Here is an 18,198-nt window from a genome sequence, read left to right on the forward strand (position 1 = left end):
CCGTGCAGTTGATCGCCAAAGCGCCATGATCCTGCACGCCTCTGCATCCGTCCGATTATATTTTTTCATGGAAGAGTCCTGAATGAACGCCTTGCAGATACCCTCGTTCAACGGGCCTCCCCCTTCTGACACACAAGACACGTCGCACGTCTCCCCTCTGAAGATTTTCAGCGTGATACGTCGGCACTGGCTCGCAGTTTCAGTGACGACGGTGCTGATTGGCGGCCCGGCCTGTGTGGGCATTGGCCTTCTGAGCCCCTATTACGACGCTTCGTCTTCTCTCATGATCGGGACGAAACAGGCGCCGTTCCGTGATCTTCAGGCTACGCAGTCTCCAGTTGACGTCGACACCGTCGCCGTCAACACCGAGGTCGGGATCCTGAGAAGCTCGACCATCGCGACGTCTGTTGCGCAGAGACTTGATCTGGTCGACGCGCCATATTTTCGCAACATGCTCGACGCCGTGCCGCTTAAACGTCGGATCGTGGACGCCATTTCGCGGCTGCTCGGCGAAACGCCGGACCACCCGAAGCTGTCGCCAGCCGAGCGGCTTCAGGCCACGCGCGACGCGCTGATGAACCGCATCACCGTACTGAACGACGGACGGTCCTACATCATCACCGTCACAGCCCGCACAGGCGACGCCACGCTCAGTTCACAGATCGCGAACGCCTATGCGGACGTCTACCTCGACTTCAAGAGACATTTGAAGATTTCCGCGACCTGGCGCGCGAATGGCCTGCTGGACGAACAAATCGTCCCTTTGCGCGACAGACTGCGCAAAGCTGAACAGGCCGTTGAGCAGTTCCGGGAAAAGAACGACCTTGTTTCGACGCAACTGAGCCAGAGCATCATCCCGTCAGGCCCTAACGCGGCGCCGGTGCAGGAAGGCACGACCATCGCCGATCAGCAGCTTGTGGAGACAAACCGCCAGCTTATCGAAGCCCAGTCCGAACTTGAGGCTAAACGGGCGCATTACGCCGAAATGCATTCGGGCGGCGCTGGTGGGTCCAGCGCCGACACGACCGCCGTCCTGTCGTCGCCGATCATACAGCAGCTTCAGGCGCAGGAGGCGGAACTCAACGCCCGCGCGGCGAGCCTAGCCAGCACGGCGGGCGACGCAAACCCCGAACTGCGCGCCGCCCGAGCTGCCGCCGCGCATGTTCAACGCCAGATCAACGCCGAGATCGCACACATCTCGGCCAGCTCCGGCAAGGATCTTCAGAGCGCTCAGGCGAAGGTCGCAGCGTTGACGCAGGAGGTTCAACGTCTTCAGGGGCATGTGTCGAAGGAAAACCGTGCGAATGTGACGTTGCGGCAGCTCGAGAGCGAAGCGAGCGCTGCGCGCGCCGTCTATCAGGACTACCTGAGCCGCTTTGCGCAGACGTCCACAGCGGCGGAGTTGCAGGAACCGGAGGCGGATCTGATCACGCGCGCCGACAAGCCGCTATCGGTCTCCGGGCCGCCGCGTATGCAATTGATGGTTCTCGCACTGGTCGCCTCCAGCCTTCTGGGCGTTGGCGTCGCCCTCGCGCTCGACCGTAACCGCAAAGGCGTTCGCAGTCCGGTCGAGATGGACTCCGTGCCCGGCCTGTTCACGTTGGGCATGGTGCCTTCCTTCACGGGCAGCCTGACGCGATTGTATCACTCGGGCGCGACATGCGCGTATGTCGAGATGGTGGAGTCCATTCGTGCGATCCTGTCGTTCGGACAAAGCCGGTTTCGCGCCAAGTCGATTGTCGTGACCTCTCCGGGGCCGGACGAAGGCAAAACGACCTTCGCCCTGTCTCTCGCCGCCAATACGGGACGAAGCGGTAAGCGGGCGCTCCTGATAGACTGCGACACGCACGGCCCGTCCGCGATTCAGCTTGTGGCGGGCGTCGGTCGGTCTCCGCACAACTCGGCCCCGTCCCTGCAGGACAGCGGCGGACTGGCCCGTGACGTTTTGCCAGGCGTCGACGTGATGACGATGTCCGGCGGTGGCAAGGGCGGCGGTCGCATGGTCTCGCCGTCGGCTATCGGTCTCGTGCTCGCCGAACTAAGCCCCCATTACGACATGATCATTCTGGACACGCCGCCCGTGTTAGCGTTCCCCGATGCGGCCGTCCTCTCGCACCAGACAGACGGCGTCGTCGTCCTCGCCAAATGGGGAACGACCACGCAGGCATCGATCAAGGAGGCCATGCGGCAGATGCAGGCCTATGACGCGAAGGTCCTTGGGGGCGTGCTCAATCAGGCGCCTATGCGCGGTCCTGACAGCGCAACAACGAACCAGATCCAGATTTACAGCCACTACGGTCTTCTCGCCTCCTGAGAAGGCGCCGTTTTTCGTTCACGCTCTACGCATTTCACGGAACCTTCAGTGCTGCCAGTATTCATAAACGGGCGTTATCTGACCCAGCATTTAAGCGGTGTGCAGCGTTTTGCCGGAGAAATCGCTCGGGCGATGGCGGCATCCTGGGCGACCGTCGACGGCCCTCCTCCCGTGCTTCTGGCGCCGACCGCTCCTCCCCCGTCCGCCGGAGGCCTGTCAACCGGCGGGCTTTCCGTCAAAGGCGTTGGGAAGCTGGGCGGTCAGATATGGGAACAGGCGGAACTGCCTCGCGTCGCGCGGAGCGGCGTTCTGATTAATCTGGGTAATACGGCTCCCGTTTTCGCCGGGCGCCAGATCGTGGTTCTTCATGACGCTGCCGTTTTCGCTCAACCGGGTGGGTATTCTTGGAAGTTCCGACTTTGGTACCGGGCGCTACAAGCCTGCCTCGTGCGCAGCGATGCCCACCTCGTCACCGTTTCGGAATTTTCACGCTCGGAGCTGTCGCGGTTTTTACGCACGCCGGAAAGTCGTATCTCTGTCATTCCCGAAGGCGCCGAGCACATTCTTCGAGAAACGCCTGACGCCGCGATACTCGATCGAAATGGCCTGAGCGGAAAGCCGTTCGTGCTTGCCGTAGGCAACCTTGCGCCGCACAAAAACCTTGCCGGTCTGGGGAATCTCGCCAAAGCCCTCGCGGCGCGCGGTGTGCCGCTTGTCATCAGCGGCGGCGTGAACTCAAGCGTATTCAGCGCCACAGCCTCCCTGCCCGAGCCTGCCAAATATGTGGGGCGCGTGACGGACGGTGAACTCCATGCACTGTACCGCGCGGCTTCATGCTTCGTCTTCCCGTCCCTCTATGAGGGCTTCGGATTGCCGTCAGTCGAAGCGATGGCCTGCGGCTGTCCCGTGGTCGCTTCTGCGATACCCGCGCTCGAAGAAATTTCCGGAGACGCGGCGCTTTACGCCAACCCGGCGGTCCCTGATGAGTTTTCCGCTCAGGTTCTTCGCATTCTGGATGATGCGTCTCTCGCCGCGACCATGAAGGCGAAGGGGCTGAAGCGTGCGCAGGACTTCACCTGGGTCAAAGCGGCTGAACGACTGAAACAAATGGCTCTGGAGCTAAGGGCTTGATGAAAATGATCCCTTCGCTTCATCGCCGCATGACGTTTCTTTTGGCGATTATTGCCGCGACGCCCTCGACCCTGACCCCAGCAGCCATTGCGCGGGATTTGTCAGGGAACGGCGCCTTGTCGGGCGACGTAGTCTGGTGTGAGGCCGCCGATGGAGTGGCTGGCCATCTCTACCTCAGCGAACCGCGTGAGGTTCGCAGCGCTTCGCCCATGGTTCTGGGCGATCTCAGCGGGCGCTTCGCCCGCACCGTCAACGCTCGCTATGGTATGCATCTTGTGACCACGGCGCCGCATTGCCGGCGTTTCAAAACAGCCACGGAATCAACGTCGACGAGGGAAACCCTGACCGCCGCCGTGCGCAAGAAAGGAATGGACGTCGTTGGTCTTGGCATATTCTGACACAGACACTGGCGCGCTCGTCTTCTCACAAGCGGACGCCCCGCCATCGTCCGCTCAAAAGGATCGCATCGACGGTATCCGCGTTTTCATCGGTATCGCGACAAGCGGTCGACCGACGATCCTTCCGTCGACGATCGCGCACCTGCGCCGCCAGACACGGAAGGCGCAACGTATCGTCATTTGCGCGACAAAGGCGGCGGATGTCGAAGGGTTGGATGAAGCCGACGACCTGAAGATCATGTACGCTCCTCCCGGCCTTCCGATTCAACGTAACGCCTTGCTCGACGAGGCCGGGGATGACGATTTCATTTTCTTCTTCGACGATGATTTCCTTACTGACCCACATTATATCGAGCGCACTCTGGCGATTTTCTCTGCTCAACCTGATGTTGCGATAACGACCGGACGCGTTCTTGCGGATGGAGCCCGTGGGCCCGGGCTGAGTATCGACGAAGGAGAGGCGATTCTCGACGGAGCCATTGTCAGCGGCGCGAACGGCGATCCCTCCATCGAGCCGACATGGAACGGCTATGGATGCAACATGGCGTTCCGTCTTGCGCCGATCCGCGACCACGCCCTGCGCTTTGATGAGCGGTTGCCGTTGTATGCGTGGTACGAGGACGTCGATTTTTCGCGGCGCGTTGCGCCTTATGGGCGTGTCGTCAAAATTAACGCTGCGACCGGCGTTCACCTAGGCACAAAAAAGGGACGCACATCAGGCAAACGCCTCGGGTATTCGCAGGTCGTCAATCCGGTTTATTTCGCCCGTAAAGGCACCTTCGCCTGGCGAAAGTCTCTTCTGAGCATCTTACGCAACATGGGTATGAACGTGGCCCGCAGCGTGCGGCCGGAAGCTTATATCGATCGACGTGGCCGTCTTCTGGGCAACCTGCTCGGAATCGTCGACGTGATTCGCGGGCGCGCCAAACCGGAGCGAATCCTCGATCTCTGAAAGGCGGGATGGTGCGCGACGCGGGTCATATTGCCTTCGGGCGACGGCGTCGCTAATCAATGGCCATGGAGAGGTGGCCGAGTGGTTTAAGGCAGCGGTCTTGAAAACCGCCGTGCGTGTAAGCGTACCGTGGGTTCGAATCCCACCTTCTCCGCCAGGTTTCAACGGCGTCTTCAACGTGGAACGCGGCGATCATAGCGTCGCCCTCCCTCCCGCCGTAACCGCCATGCGGCGGTTAGCGGCGTCGGACGTTCGGCCGTTCGTTCGCCTCAACGGAGGAGTGGAAGCGGTGCTTGTTCTGGCTAATATCCGGCGCGAATCGCGCGAGGTTCGCCTGCACACCATATCCTCCTCCGCTCGACACACCGCAGGCGTCGTCCGGTGAAGGGTTTCACCACACTCGACCGCTACGTTATCCGTCAGTTATTCGTCGCGCTCGCCGCATCGACCGGCGGCCTGGCCGCGCTGATCTGGCTCACGCAGTCGCTCCGATTTGTGTCTCTCGTCGTTGATCGCGGCCTCTCGCTGCGTGTGTTCATCGAACTGACCAGCATGATGATTCCGTCGTTCGTGGCGGTCGTGCTGCCGATCACGACCTTCATCGTGACGCTCTTCATGTATCAACGGCTGGCGGGAGACCGGGAATTGACCGTCATGCGGGCGGCCGGCCTGTCGCCGTTCGCTCTAGCGCGGCCGGGTCTGGTCTGCGCAAGCTTCGCAACGGCTCTCACTTTCCTTCTGAACCTGTGGATCGTTCCCGTTTCCTATCGTGACTTCCGGCAGTTCGAGTTCCAGATCCGCAACAAGATGGCCGCCTTCATGCTTCAGGAAGGCGTCTTCACACGTGTGTCCGACGTCATGACCGTCTATGTCCGCGAACGCGATCACGACGGCACCCTGCGCGGAATCGTGGTGGAGGACGACCGCGTGGCCAACAGCCGCGCTACAATTCTGGCCAAGAGGGGCACGATGCTGCTGGTGAACGATCAGCCCCGGGTCGTGCTGTTCGAAGGATCTCGGCAGGAAATCGACCCGAAGACCGGACGTCTGACTATGTTGCTGTTTGACCGGAACGCACTCGACCTGACGTCGAACAAAGACAATCAGGTCCGATATCGGGATGCCGCCGAGATGTCTCTGCATGAGCTGCTGTCGCCTAACCCACATGAGGTCAGCAACCGCGACCGGGGCAAGCTGGCGGTGGAGGGATGGCGGCGAATCACCTCCCCGTTTACAGCGTTCTCGTTCGCCATGATCGGCCTCGTCGCGGTACTGCAGGGAGCTTTCTCCAGACACGGAAACATCAGTCGCCCACTCTTCGCCGTCGTGACGGTCGTCGCGCTGCTGGCGTTGAACCTGCTTCTCCAGAACCTTGCGAGCCGCAACACCGCGCTGATTCCCCTGATTCTGATCGAGGCAGCCGTTCCCGGGCTTATCTGCGCCGCGATGCTGTTCGCGTCAGCGATCAGTTCCTCCGGATCCAACGTCACGAGGCTGGGCGCGTCTCGCGACGCCTCGCCCGCCGCGCGCTAGAACACGGGAGATCTGTCTCGTGGTGGTTTCGGTCACGCTCTCCATCTATATCGCACGCCAGTTCATACTGTCGGTCCTGTCAATGACAGCCACGCTGACCGGGATCGTCTGCCTGTTCGACTTCATCGACCTGCTGCGACGCGTCGCCACCAAACCCGACGTGCCGACCAGCCTGGTCACAGAGATCGCCGGACTGCACATCCCGTATTTTTTTATGGAAATCATGCCGTTCGGCGTGCTTCTGGGCGGAATCGTCTGCTTCTGGCGTCTCACAAGGTCTTCAGAGCTTATCGTCGCGCGCGCGGCTGGCATCTCCGCGTGGCAGTTTCTGGCGGCTCCGTTAACATGCGCGCTTCTGCTTGGCGGCCTGACCACCGCCGTCATCTCGCCTCTGTCTTCCATTATGTATGCACGAGCGGAGGCTCTGGATTCACAATATCTGCGCACCGGCGGCGGACCGCTAAGCTTGTCAGGTTCGTCATTGTGGCTCAGGCAACTCGACTCCGGTCTCGACGCCCATGGCGTGGCGATCCTTCACGCCCGCGACACCCGGCTGATGAAAAAGCAACTGGAAATTCGCGACATCAGCATTTTCCGCATCGACCGAAACGATCATCTCATCGAAAGGATCGAGGCCCCCGTCGGGTTGCTGGCTCCGGACCGGTGGGTTTTCCAGCAGGCCCGGACGCTGCGTCCGGACGAGACGGCGGGAGAGCCGCATACCGTCACACTGCCCACGGATCTGACGCTGTCGCGGGTGCAGGAGAGCTTCGCATCGCCGGACACATTATCGGTCTGGGCTCTTCCGGGCTTCATCGCGCTGCTTGAAAGATCTGGTTTTTCCTCCATCCGGCATCGCTTACATTTTGAATCGTTGCTCGCCCTGCCAATCCTTGCGGGCACAATGGCGCTGGTGTCCGCCGGTTTCTCCATGCGCCCGACGCGTCGCGGCGGCGTTGCGCAGATGATCGGCTCTGGCGTCGCGGCCGGTTTTCTGCTCTTCACAGTCTCGAAAGTCGCCGAGCAATTTGGTAATTCCGGCGCCTTGCCGCCGCTGCTTGCGGCGTGGGCGCCAACCGGGGCGGGGCTTTGCCTTGCCGTCTCATTGCTGCTGCATCTGGAGGACGGCTGATCTTGAGCTTCGCCCGGTTTAATTCGGTCACGTCATTGCGCCGCGCCCCTCGTTGGGCGCGCAGGCGTCGGGTGAAAGACGGAGACGCTATTCCTTTCGATCTGTCCCGCCGGTTGAGGCTGCCTGCGGGCGCATGGGCTCTCGGCGTGCTCGGAGCTTTCGCCGGATCCGCCGCCCATGCGCAGTTCCGCGCCACCCCCCTGCACGTCAACACCGGACGCACCACCAATCCAGGCGAACCGGTCACCTTTCAGGCGGACAAGGTCAGCTACGACGACCACGCAGGCGTCATCACCTGGACCGGCAACGTACAGGTCTGGCAGGGCGAGCGAATCATGCGCGCCGACAAGATGACGTATGACCGAAACACCGGAATCATCGCGGCGAGCGGCAGCGTCGCATCGAGTCAGCCGGACGGGTCGGTGCTTTTTTCGAGTTACGCCGAACTTACCGGCGACATGCATGAAGGGGTCATGACCCACGTCAACGCGATCATGCAGGACAACGCGAAACTGGCCGCCAACGGCATGCGCCGCACAAGCGGGAAGATCAACGACCTCTCCCGCGCCGTCTACACTGCCTGCGAAATCTGCGCCAAAGACCGGACCCGCCCGCCATTCTGGCAACTTCGGGCATACGACGCGACACAGGATCTGGAGCACCAGCAGATTAATTTCCGCGATGCTTACATGGATATTCTGGGTATCCCGGTTTTCTATCTGCCGTTCTTCTCAATGACCGACCCTTCGGCGAAACGACACAGCGGTTTTCTCACCCCAGGCTTGACGCCGCACGACCGCTATCTGGGAACATATCTGACCGTTCCCTATTACTGGGTCATCGACGATCAGTCCGATGCGACGATACAGGGGCTGGTCTCAACAAAAACTGGACCGCAGATAAGCGCGCAGTACCGCAACAGGCTAAACTTCGGCTCGCTGACGATCCTCGGCGGCGTCGCATACGACACGCATAAACAAAGCGGCTACGTGAATACGTTCGGCAACTCGGTCGGCGCCACCAATGACCATGGCATACAAGGCTATGTGTTCGCACGCGGCCTCGCCAACATCACCCCGACATGGCGGGGAGGCTTCAACGTTAACCTCGCCAGTTCAGCGAACTACATGCGCGACTACCGCATCCAGGGTTACGGCGCCGACACCTTGAATTCGACCGCTTATCTGGAAGGATTTGGCACCGGAGCCTATTCGCGCGTCGACACGCAATTTTATCAGGGATTGAATCAGGGCGTCATAAGCAACAGCGACCTTCCGTTCATCCTGCCGTCCTATGAATACAGCTTCCTCGGTCAGCCTGACGCGCTTGGCGGCAGGCTGGGCGTCAACACCCATGATTTCAACATATATCGCTCGAATGGCACCAGCGACCAGCGTGGCGAATTGCAGCTAAACTGGGATCGCCCGTTTCGGAACAGCTGGGGACAGAAATACCTTCTGACCCTACGCCTCGATTCGATGCTGTATCACGCTCGATCAGTGAACGAACGTCCGAATTTCTACACGTACAGCGGCTCCGTAACACGCGCGCAGGTCGTGCCGACCGTCGCCTTGAAAATGAACTGGCCGTTTCTGCGCACCTTCTCCAAAGGACGTGGAACGCAGATTTTCGAACCCATCGTTCAGGCGATTTACGCGCCGAACACCGGAGATGGAGCCTCCCGCCTTCTGCCGAACGAAGACAGCCTGAATTACGAGTTCACGGATTCAACATTGTTCGAACTGAACCGTTACCAGGGCACTGACCGTATCGACGGCGGCGCGCGAGCCAATATCGGTTTGCACGGTAACTGGACCTGGAACGGCCATCAGGTTGATCTGTTGGTGGGCGAAAGCTTCCAGGAACATGTCGAGCATGATCGACTGCCCTATTCAGGACTGAATCACCATCTTTCGGACGTAGTCGCACGCGCGCGCGTCGAGCCTTCGCAATATTTCAACTTTACGGCCCGCGCACGCGTAAACCCGAAAAACGGGGACATCGACTTCGGCGACGCCCTGTTCGGCCTGTCCATTCCGCATTTCCAGATCAACGGCGGGTATGTGTGGGAACCGGTCACGCCCTACTATTACTACGTCAACAATTTCCGGAACTCGACGCCGACGTCAGTGTATTTCCAGCGCACCAACGAGCTCAGCGGCGGCGTGTCGACATACTGGGCGAACTGGCATGCATCAGCTTTCGCGCGTCGAGCCATTTCTCGGAAAAACTTCGTGTCTTTGGGAACCTCTGTTGGCTATCAGAACGACTGTTTCGGCCTCGATTTCCTCTACCTCAAGCAATACACGACAATTGGCGGCCAGCAGCGAAACTCGACCTACCTGTTCACGCTCACGCTAAAGACGATCGGCGCCTTTGGCCTGAAATGATTTGACCTTCTTCGCTCAACGGCTGAGTCCTTCGCTCGGAGCCGAGCGTTCCAGCGCTTCGACCATGGCCTCCAACAGAGGCCGCAACCATAGCGCTTCAAAACCCCCCCTTACTCCGCTAGAACAGTATCCGCCCTGCCCAAACGGTGAGAGATCGACCTTCCATGCGCCTGAGCCTTTCCGTTACAGGGTCCGCCCTGGCCATCATGACCGTTCTGGGCGCGACGTCTCCCTTCGCGACAGCGCCGGAGGCGGCCGCTCAGGCTCTGCCGCATGGACGCCATCACCATGGCGCACAGGCCGCACCTGCCGCCGCTGGAGCGGATCAGGACGCCCCCGCCGCCGTGCAGGGCGCGGAATCCGGCAAGAGCAAGGTTGTGTACGGGGAGACACAGGACACGATCATCGCCGTCATCAACGGCGCCCCCCTGACCCGCCGGGACGTTGACAATCGCGGACGCCTGTTTGCGCTATCCACCGGCCTGCCGGTCAGCGAAGACCTGATGAACCGTCTTCGTCCGCAGATCGTACGGCAGTTGATCGACGAACGTCTCCGCACGCAGGAAATTCTCGATCGCCACATCATCGTCACGTCGGAGCAGATCGCCGCCGCCATCGCAGGCATCGAAAAACGCAACGGGATGCCAGAGCATGCCTTGCGCGATCGGCTGGAGAAAGACGGCGTATCTCTTACCACCCTGATCGACCAGATACGCGTGCAGATCGGCTGGACGCAGGTTCTTCGGCAGGAGATGGGCTCCCGCGCGCGCATGACGTCGGAAGACATCGCCGAACGAACCGAGGCTCTTCGCAAACAGGAAGGTCGCCCGGAGTACCTTATCAGCGAGATTTTCGTGCCGGTCGAAGATCCCCGTCACACCGAGACGGAGCTGAAATTCACCGAAACCATCATCCAGCAGCTCCGTAACGGCGCCCCTTTCCCCATCGTCGCCGCGCAATTCTCGCAGGCGCAAAGCGCGCTCGACGGCGGATCGATGGGCTGGGTGCAGGAGGACAGCCTGGACCCGCAGGTCGTCGCGATGATCAGGCAGATGCCTGAAGGCGCTATCTCCAACCCGATCCGTGTCGCAGGCGGTTACGTGATCGCCACCATCGAAGGCAAACGCGTCATCGGCCACCAGCCCGGCACCTTGCTTGACGTCCGGCAGGCGTTCATACCCTTCACCGAGAAACTTAACCCACAGGCGCCGACCGATCAGCAGCGCCGCGCGCTACAGCAGGCGGTTCAGATCAGTCAGAGCGTCCATGCGTGCGACGACCTTGCTGCGATGAACAAAAAATTGGGCGAAGTCCGACCGAGCAATCCCGGTGAACTGCAACTGGAACGCCTCAATCCGCAGATGCGTCAGGTGCTCTCGGAACTTCCTATTGGCAAGACAACGCGCCCTCTGGTGTCCGAAGACGGTATCGACCTGCTTATGATCTGCAGCAAGCAGACGAAAAACTTCGCTGACCAGACGCCGAGCGAAATTGCGGACCAGCTTCTGAACGAGCGCGTCGAGCAGACCGCGCGTCAGTTGGACCGCGATCTGCACCGGCGTGCGGTTATCGAAATGCGCTCCAAGACCTGACAGCCATCATGCCATTTTCTTCTGCGCATGGGCGCTCTTACGCGGCGGTTTTGTGAGTTCGCCCCGCGAACCGCTGGCGTCGGTCATCAAACGCCACGGTCTCGACGCCCGCAAGGCGCTTGGACAGCACTTCCTTCTTGATCCGGGCGTCACCGAGCGTATCGCTCAGCTGGCAGGATCACTCAAGGGACGCCATGTCGTGGAGGTCGGCCCCGGCCCCGGCGGCCTGACCCGGGCTTTGCTCGACAGCGACGCCGCATCGGTTCTGGCCGTGGAGGTCGACACCCGCGCTGTGGCGGTGATCAGCGAACTCGCAGAAGAAGCGCCGGACCGCCTTCGGCTGATCGAGGCAGACGCAACCGCTGTGGACCTCGCCGAGCTATGTCCTGCCCCGCGCCATATCGTCGCCAATCTCCCGTACAACGTCGCCACGCCATTGCTGATCGGTTGGCTCCGTCAGGCGGCGCAGTGGGAGCGACTGACCCTGATGTTTCAGCTGGAAGTCGCTGAACGTATCTGCGCGGCGCCGGATAGCGAGCATTACGGCCGCCTCGCCGTCATTTCGCAATGGTGCGCGGACTGCGCTCAGGTAATGCGGCTCCCTCCTGGCGCATTCTCCCCTCCGCCAAAAGTCTGGTCGGCGGTCGTGAGCGTAACGCCCAGACCGGAACAACCGTCGTCAGAACTGTTTTCCGCGATGGAGCGCGTCACGGCCGCCGCATTCGGACAGCGGAGGAAAATGTTGCGCGGATCTCTCAAGAGCGTAGGCGGAGAACACCTTCTCTCGGCCGCGGAGATTGAGGGAACACGACGCGCCGAAACCCTGAGCGTCGAAGAGTTCGATCGTCTGGCGCGGGCGCTTTTGGCGAAGCGATAGACGCTGTCAACCACAGGCGTCACTCCTGCTCCTTAGATACCCCCATAGTTTTACTTAAAAATGCTGGCTTACAATCGAAGTCTCATCCGCAAACGGGGCGTGTGCAACTGTGCGTGGGCGGCGGCGTTGGCATGACAGACGCGCCAGATCGCGTGGTTTGGCACGGAGACGTTCCCGAATGCGCCGCGATGAAGCCGCCTCCGGTTGGATTTTGGGCTGCACAGCATTTCAGAAGCAGCGACCACAGAAAATTTTCCGGGTCACTAACGTCAACTGTGAGTAGAGTCTCCCGCTTTCTGATAACAATCCACATCGCTCAATCGCCGCCGCCGCGCGATAAATTTCCGTGCCGAGCGTGACGCGCAGTATCATCTCTCTGTAACGGAAGAATATTTCCCGCGACCCACTCTAATTTTAAGGCAATTTACAATGACGCTACGGCAGGTCACCATTCTCGTCCTTTTGGCCATAGCGTGCGCTGCATGTGGCCCTCGTCAGGAGCCTGCTACAGGCCCCACGTGGGGGAAACATCCAGGCGGGACCGGAAGCTACGGCAGTTTTGGCACAGGTGTAATGTGATCGGATCCGTTATAGACGGGCCAAAACTTCGAGCGTCCTGCCAACACAGGACGGAAATAAGCAGAGATTTCGAGGAAGATCGAACCTGTGCAAGAAATATTGTTCATTGTTTTGAAAAAAACCTGACGCCCACACATGCATAGGACCCCATTTGGCATGATTTATAACTCTGAAAATTCAAGAGATACTTCACGGCGCGAAACGCGAAAATCACCCTTGTCGGCTAGATGATCAGAACGTCTGCGTCCGATTTATAGCCTGCGCCGTCAAATAACCAGCCGTCACCGCGATCATGCCCAAGGTGATCGAAATCGCGACATTCAGGACCGCGCGCACTGGGGCGCCACTACGAAGCAGTTCCAGAGTCTGGAGGCTGAAAGAAGAAAAAGTCGTATATCCCCCGCAGATTCCGATCATGAATGCAAGCCGGCCAGTGTCAGAGATCGGGAAACGACCAGATGCTGTCGTCAGAACTCCGAAAAAAGCTATAGCGAACGATCCAGTCGCGTTAATCATAATCGTTCCCCAGGGCAGAGACTGGCTCCAGCGGAGCATGGCCAACCCAACCCAATAGCGGAGCAATGTGCCGATCGCTCCGGCGACGGCGATAATGAGCGTAGAAATTATGTTCGGATACAACACGTGATCTTCTTCCAGATTATATGCGATGAGTCAGATACGCGCACGAAGCGCGACGTTCAGCTGCAGATCAGTCACTTTCCATAAAAACATAGCAAGAAAGCGGACTGCACGCACATTTCGTTCCACAACTGCGCCCGCCGACAGTGGATCGCCGGATACCGCGCTGACGCGAACCTCGGTAATATATTTCTCATGGGACGGACAAACCTCTCCTGTCATGCGTCTGGCGCGAGACAGGGGTCATCAGCTTCTCGTGAAGCGGTTCGCTCAATGGCGGCAGGCGGACTCCATCGCCTGCCGCCATTGAAACGATAATGGACGGCGCTATGTCAAGCGGCTTCAGCGCCAAGCCCTCTAATGGCGACGCACTGCCTTGGACAGCCCTCCCACTCTGCGAAAGTCGTAGCAACTGTCGCCAAGACCTCGACGCACGCCGTATTAACCATGGTTGCAGATCTCACCCCCCCCGAACTTCTCCTGTTTGACAAAGCCGCACGACGCCCCGTACTCATTCCGCCTCGATAACAGACTGGACGTGCCCGATGATTCGTATTGGCGTGGACGTGGGAGGAACGAACACTGACGCGGTCATGATCGATTGCGATGGCGTCAGGGCTTCCTGCAAGGTCTACACGAGTCAGGACGTGATATCGGGAGTTAGCGGAGCGCTGGCGCGCCTGCTGAACGATTCCGGCGTCTCTCCCGATCAGGTGGACGTGGTGATGATCGGCACTACGCATTTCACCAACGCCGTTGTGCAGCGCAAGGACCTCGCTCCGACTGCCGCAATCCGTCTTGGATTGCCCGCGACGGCTTGCCTGCCGCCGATGACCGACTGGCCTTCAGACTTGCGGACGGCCATTCATGGGCGCGCCTACATGCTCGGCGGCGGATATGAATTCGACGGGCGGGAGATCGCGCCTCTGGATGAGGCCGGGCTGCGAACCGTAGCTCGTGAACTCAAGGATACGGAAATTCGCGCCGTCGCCGTATCATCGGTCTTTTCTCCGATCAACGCGACGATGGAGGATCGGGCAGAGGAAATTCTCTGTAAGGAAATTCCGGGCGTTCATGTAACAAAATCTCACGAGGTCGGTCGCGTCGGGCTGCTTGAGCGCGAAAACGCCACGATCATGAACGCCTGCCTGCGCGATCTGTCTGCGACGGTCGTGAACGCATTCCGCGACGCCCTGCGCCAAAGCGGTCTGCGGGCAGCGATGTATCTGACGCAGAACGATGGCACGTTGATGGACGCGACTTTCGCTGAGCGTTTCCCCGTGATGACGTTCGCATCCGGCCCCACCAACTCGATGCGCGGCGCGGCATGGCTGTCGGGCGTGTCCGACGCAATCGTCGTCGATATCGGTGGCACGACCAGCGACGCGGGATTACTGCGCGGCGGCCTGCCACGGCAGGCTGGTATCGCCGTAGAAGTGGGCGGCGTGCGCACGAACTTCCGCATGCCCGACGTTTTCTCCGTCGGGCTGGGTGGCGGGTCGATCGTACGACGGGGCACGGAAGGCGTAACTGTCGGACCTGACTCGGTTGGCTATCGCCTCGCGACTGAAGGCATGGCTTTCGGGGGCGACACGCTGACCACGACAGATGTCATGATTGCATCCGGGGCCGTCGCGCTTGGCGATCCTGCGCGTCTGACTTCCCTGCCCGCCGATCTGCTGCAGGCAGCGCGTGCGGAGATGGAGCGTATTCTGACGGCCTGCGTCGAGCGGGCGCGGCTGTCGTCGGAGGAGATTCCGGTCATCGTCGTCGGAGGCGGCTCCGTCCTCGTCGATCAGGACCGCATCGCAGGGCTCCCTGTGCTCAAACCTTCGCATTTCGGGGTCGCGAACGCCGTTGGCGCCGCCATCGCGCAGGTTTCCGGGGAAGTGGACAAGGTCTATTCCCTCGCAGCACAAACGCGCGCCGATGCGTTGGCTGACGCGAAGGAGAGCGCAAGCCGGACGGCCATTGCGGCCGGCGCGGACGCGGCGACCCTCGACATTGCGGAGATCGAGGAAATTCCCCTCGCATATCTTCCAGGAAACGCAACGCGCATACGCGTCAAGGTAATCGGTGATCTCCATGTCAAAGCCTGATTTACGCTCCGACGCCGGTTTTCTGGTCGAAGAACCCGACCTGCTGCCGCTCGCGCTCGGTTGCGCCATTCTCGGCACTGGCGGCGGCGGCAATCCCTATCTCGGCATGCTGCGCGCACGGGAACTGCTGCGTCAGGGCGCACAGGTCCGCGTCATTCCGTTCGAGGCGCTGGACGACGAAGCCTGGGTCTATGCGCTCGGCGGCATCGGCGCGCCGGTCGTCGGCGTGGAAAAGATCAAACGCGGCGACGAATGTCTCCGCGCCATGCGGGCGATAGAAGCGCGCACGGGCAAAACCGCGTCGGCCCTGATCTCCGAAGAAATCGGCGGATCGAACGGCATAGAGCCGATCGCCACGGCCGCGCAGGCGGGCTTGCCCGTGCTCGACGGCGACGGGATGGGACGCGCATTCCCTGAAGTCCAGATGACGACTTTCTTCGTCTATGGGCAGGAATGCTCACCGGCGGCCGTCGCGGACGACAAGGGCAACGTGGTCACATTCGACCCCGTCGACACGATGCACCGTCTGGAGGCGCTGGCTCGCGCGGTCACCGTGCAGATGGGCGGCGGCGCGGGCATGTGCACCGCGCCGATGTCGATGGGTTTCATACGCCGTGCAGCGTTGCCGGGCACGGTCACGCAGGCGCTATCGATCGGTCGCGCCATTCTCGACGCGCGCCGCACGCATGCGGACGTACTGGACCGGCTGCTGCTCGCCGCTGACGCCACGCTGCTCTTCACCGGCAAGGTGACCGGCGTCACCCGGGAATTGAAGGGCGGTTTTTCCGTCGGGTCCGTGCAGGTTCAGGGCGATGCAGAGTACAACGGCTCCACCGCAGACGTAGCGATCCAGAACGAAAATCTGGTTCTTTGGATCGACGGCGCTGTTCGCGTCTGCGTGCCTGACCTGATCATGCTGGTCGAGCGGGAAACGGGCGAGCCGATCACGACGGAACTGGTCAAATACGGTCTTTCCATCGCGATTATCGGCATGCCCGCCCATGCGTTGCTCAAAACGCCCGAGGCGCTGAAGATCATGGGGCCTGCCGCATTCGGATACCCCGGCATCGACTTTGACGCTCACCGACTCTAGGCCCGATGGCGCCACGGACATGTCAGCCTTCCAGAGCGACAGCGAGTTCCAGATGCAACCGGCCCCGGACGAAGCCGCCCGGCCATGGGGGCGGGTCGCGCTGATCCTATCGGCCTCCAGCGTCTCCTTTCCGACGATCCTTACCGGCGTCGACCTGGCGCGCGCCGCCACACCGACGAACTTCTACCTTGGGCTGGCGGGCGGCGGCGTGGTCCTGACGATTATCGCCACCCTGATGGGCGTGATCGGCAGCCGCACGCGGCTGAGTTCCTACATGCTGGCCAACCGGGCCTTCGGAGAGCACGGCGCGGCGTGCCTCAACGCGCTCTTCGCGCTGTCGCTGGTCGGATGGTTCGGGGTCAACATCGAATTGTTCGCCGACGCCGCCCGCGCTCTGCTTGCGGTTCTGGTCGGTTATCACGGGGCCATCTGGCCGCTTGAACTGGGCGCCGGCGCGCTGATGACTGCGACGACGGCGCTTGGCCTGCGCGCCATAGACCGGCTTTCGCTGTGGATGACGCCGCTCATGACGCTGATCGTCATGGAGCTTTTCGCCCGCGCATTCGGCGTCACGACGGCTGGAGAGGCCGGGCGGCGGATTCTCGGCCACGCTCTGTCGGCCGGGGAGGTTATCACTGTGGTTGTCGGCGGCGTCGTGGTCGGCGCCGTGACGATGCCAGATTTTTGTCGCTTCCTGCGGCGCCCTGCTGAAGTCGTCGCCGTCAGCGTCTGCGCCTATCTGCTGTCCGCGTCGTTCGTGATGCTTGCCGGCGGGTTCGCGGGCCTCGCCGTCCCTGAAGGCGACGCTTTGGCGGCGATGCGCGCTCTCGGGATGGGAGCCGCTGCATTTCTGCTGGTGTTCGGGGGCACATGGACCATCAACGCCCTGAACCTTTACAGCATGGCGCTCAGTGTTTCGACGTTACGCCCCCTGCGGGCGAACCATGCGGTGTTGACGATCATCGGCGGCGTGGTCGGGACTGCCGCCGCGTTTGCTGGCCTCGCCGAACATTTCGTCGAATTTCTGACATATCTTTCGATCGCGTTCATGCCGGTGTCTGGCGTGATCGTCGCCGATTTCTATCTTGCCAGCCCATCCCTCAGACCTCCCGGTTGGGCGCCGTTCGCGTCATGGGCCGTCGGAATGCTGTCCGGAGTCCTGGCGATGCAGCAGATCATCACCGTGACACATGTTGCAGCGTGCGACGCGTTGCTTGCGTCCGTCCTCACACAAGCCGCGCTGTGCCGAGTTGGAAAAAAGCAGACCGATCCGGCAGGTCAGTAGTAAATTCGAAGGGTGATTTCCTTGAATATATCTTTCCAAACCAGCCTGTGGTCACTTCGACGCGGATAATAACACCCCGTCCCACAGAAAAACCAAGGCTTTGAAAAACAGTCCGACGTTTGCTCGAACAGTCACACTGAGATAACCGCGTTTCACATACAGACTGTGAACGCTGCCGAGCCAA

General features: G+C 60.9%; 14 protein-coding genes, 1 tRNA gene and 1 riboswitch. Of the genes, 14 read left to right on the forward strand and 1 reads right to left on the reverse strand.

The window, feature by feature from the left end; genetic code table 11:
• Positions 1 to 82: 82 nt before the first annotated feature.
• From G442_RS0100525 to rsmA, 11 genes are all read left to right on the forward strand, one after another.
• A complete protein-coding gene (locus tag G442_RS0100525) occupies positions 83 to 2,314 on the forward strand; it encodes a GumC family protein (protein ID WP_026396406.1) in 2,232 nt (743 codons plus the stop codon).
• Between the two features lie 48 nt (positions 2,315 to 2,362).
• A complete protein-coding gene (locus G442_RS0100530) occupies positions 2,363 to 3,445 on the forward strand; it encodes a glycosyltransferase family 4 protein (protein WP_026396407.1) in 1,083 nt (360 codons plus the stop codon).
• A complete protein-coding gene (locus tag G442_RS20185) occupies positions 3,445 to 3,843 on the forward strand; it encodes a hypothetical protein (protein ID WP_051291765.1) in 399 nt (132 codons plus the stop codon). The genes G442_RS0100530 and G442_RS20185 overlap by 1 nt, the downstream gene beginning before the upstream one ends.
• Positions 3,830 to 4,795: a glycosyltransferase family 2 protein gene (locus G442_RS0100540; RefSeq protein ID WP_246789273.1), complete on the forward strand. Its 966-nt coding sequence runs from the start codon at positions 3,830 to 3,832 to the stop codon at positions 4,793 to 4,795. Before G442_RS20185 ends, G442_RS0100540 begins: the two co-directional genes overlap by 14 nt.
• 67 nt (positions 4,796 to 4,862) lie before the next feature.
• A tRNA-Ser gene (locus G442_RS0100545) sits at positions 4,863 to 4,952 on the forward strand.
• Between the two features lie 21 nt (positions 4,953 to 4,973).
• A complete protein-coding gene (locus G442_RS24790) occupies positions 4,974 to 5,180 on the forward strand; it encodes a hypothetical protein (RefSeq protein WP_146882059.1) in 207 nt (68 codons plus the stop codon).
• Positions 5,177 to 6,328: an LPS export ABC transporter permease LptF gene (gene lptF, locus G442_RS20195; protein ID WP_084440272.1), complete on the forward strand. Its 1,152-nt coding sequence runs from the start codon at positions 5,177 to 5,179 to the stop codon at positions 6,326 to 6,328. The genes G442_RS24790 and lptF overlap by 4 nt, the downstream gene beginning before the upstream one ends.
• Positions 6,329 to 6,347: 19 nt before the next feature.
• The gene (gene lptG / locus G442_RS0100555) at positions 6,348 to 7,460 is read left to right on the forward strand and encodes an LPS export ABC transporter permease LptG (RefSeq protein WP_026396409.1); all 1,113 of its coding nucleotides are present in this window, start codon (positions 6,348 to 6,350) and stop codon (positions 7,458 to 7,460) included.
• Positions 7,461 to 7,549: 89 nt separating this feature from the next.
• Entirely contained in the window at positions 7,550 to 9,850 is a 2,301-nt protein-coding gene (locus tag G442_RS0100560; RefSeq protein WP_371863391.1) for an LPS-assembly protein LptD, read from the forward strand.
• A 164-nt stretch (positions 9,851 to 10,014) separates the two neighbouring features.
• A complete protein-coding gene (locus G442_RS0100565; protein WP_026396411.1) occupies positions 10,015 to 11,442 on the forward strand; it encodes a peptidylprolyl isomerase in 1,428 nt (475 codons plus the stop codon).
• 52 nt (positions 11,443 to 11,494) lie between these two features.
• Entirely contained in the window at positions 11,495 to 12,319 is an 825-nt protein-coding gene (gene rsmA / locus G442_RS0100570; protein WP_026396412.1) for a 16S rRNA (adenine(1518)-N(6)/adenine(1519)-N(6))-dimethyltransferase RsmA, read from the forward strand.
• An 810-nt stretch (positions 12,320 to 13,129) separates the two neighbouring features.
• On the opposite strand, the gene crcB is transcribed toward rsmA, so the two are convergent.
• Positions 13,130 to 13,537 carry a fluoride efflux transporter CrcB gene (gene crcB, locus G442_RS0100575; protein ID WP_146882108.1) on the reverse strand — a complete coding sequence of 136 codons (408 nt, stop codon included), beginning with the start codon at positions 13,535 to 13,537 and terminating at the stop codon, positions 13,130 to 13,132.
• Positions 13,538 to 13,767: 230 nt separating this feature from the next.
• Positions 13,768 to 13,844, reverse strand: a riboswitch (Fluoride riboswitch).
• 238 nt (positions 13,845 to 14,082) lie between these two features.
• On the opposite strand from crcB, the gene G442_RS0100585 reads away from it, so the two are divergent.
• From G442_RS0100585 to G442_RS0100595, 3 genes are read left to right on the forward strand one after another with little or no spacing between them, the layout of a single operon-like run.
• Positions 14,083 to 15,636 (forward strand): hydantoinase/oxoprolinase N-terminal domain-containing protein, encoded by a 1,554-nt coding sequence (locus G442_RS0100585; RefSeq protein ID WP_026396415.1) that lies wholly within the window; start codon positions 14,083 to 14,085, stop codon positions 15,634 to 15,636.
• Positions 15,623 to 16,729 (forward strand): DUF917 domain-containing protein, encoded by a 1,107-nt coding sequence (locus G442_RS0100590; protein ID WP_035376037.1) that lies wholly within the window; start codon positions 15,623 to 15,625, stop codon positions 16,727 to 16,729. Before G442_RS0100585 ends, G442_RS0100590 begins: the two co-directional genes overlap by 14 nt.
• 19 nt (positions 16,730 to 16,748) lie before the next feature.
• Positions 16,749 to 18,014: a cytosine permease gene (locus tag G442_RS0100595; RefSeq protein ID WP_246789274.1), complete on the forward strand. Its 1,266-nt coding sequence runs from the start codon at positions 16,749 to 16,751 to the stop codon at positions 18,012 to 18,014.
• The last annotated feature ends 184 nt before the right edge of the window (positions 18,015 to 18,198 follow it).

It is taken from the genome of Acetobacter nitrogenifigens DSM 23921 = NBRC 105050, from assembly GCF_000429165.1.
In the GTDB taxonomy this organism is placed as follows: domain Bacteria; phylum Pseudomonadota; class Alphaproteobacteria; order Acetobacterales; family Acetobacteraceae; genus Acetobacter; species Acetobacter nitrogenifigens.